Below are 508 nucleotides of genomic sequence, written 5' to 3'. Positions count from 1 at the left end.
CCCGGCCAATGGCCAGTGATCCTGTCACCCGTGTCGACGATATGCGTGCCGTCGTCCAGCAGCACCCGCACGGCGCCGACGTCGGGGTCAGTGCGGACCGCGCGAACCCGGCAGCTTACCTCCGGGGCCAGGTTCTTACGGTAGAGCCGGGCGAGCTCGTACCAGTCCTGGGGCCGGCGATTGGGCATGCGTACGGAGACGCCGACAGTGACGCCAACTTCAATACTGGCCCAACCCCAGCCTATTTCGTCGGGGTGGCTATGTGCAGATGTCGCAGAACCGCGATCAGCATCAACTCGATGCCCTTCTGCCGCTCTTCTATCCGGAACGTCCTGTCGTCGATCGATTCCATCAGCTGCAGAACCGTGTCCATTCGGCTGGGTGCCGGTGGAGGCTCGATCAGGATCTGCAGCGCTTGCACGCCCTGGTGCGTCTCCTGGATCGTTTGCTGCATGGTCACGTCCGACTGGCCCTGGGCCGGGAGGGGCGTCGCTCCCTTGGGGTCGCG

The 508-nt window shown here is 65.0% G+C and carries 2 protein-coding genes; both read right to left on the bottom strand.

Going from position 1 to position 508, the window contains the following annotated elements; all coding sequences use genetic code 11:
- A partial coding sequence (locus QWZ14_RS28905) for a hypothetical protein (protein ID WP_290320533.1) occupies positions 1–188 on the bottom strand: 188 nt, incomplete at its 3' end.
- 53 nt (positions 189–241) lie between these two features.
- Positions 242–508 (bottom strand): hypothetical protein (locus tag QWZ14_RS28900; RefSeq protein ID WP_290320532.1); only part of this gene is annotated, 267 nt, incomplete at its 5' end.

Source organism: Paeniroseomonas aquatica (assembly GCF_030409335.1).
In the GTDB taxonomy this organism is placed as follows: domain Bacteria; phylum Pseudomonadota; class Alphaproteobacteria; order Acetobacterales; family Acetobacteraceae; genus Belnapia; species Belnapia aquatica.
Note: the sequence above shows the minus strand (reverse complement) of the source record. Positions and strands in the feature narration are given on the sequence as shown.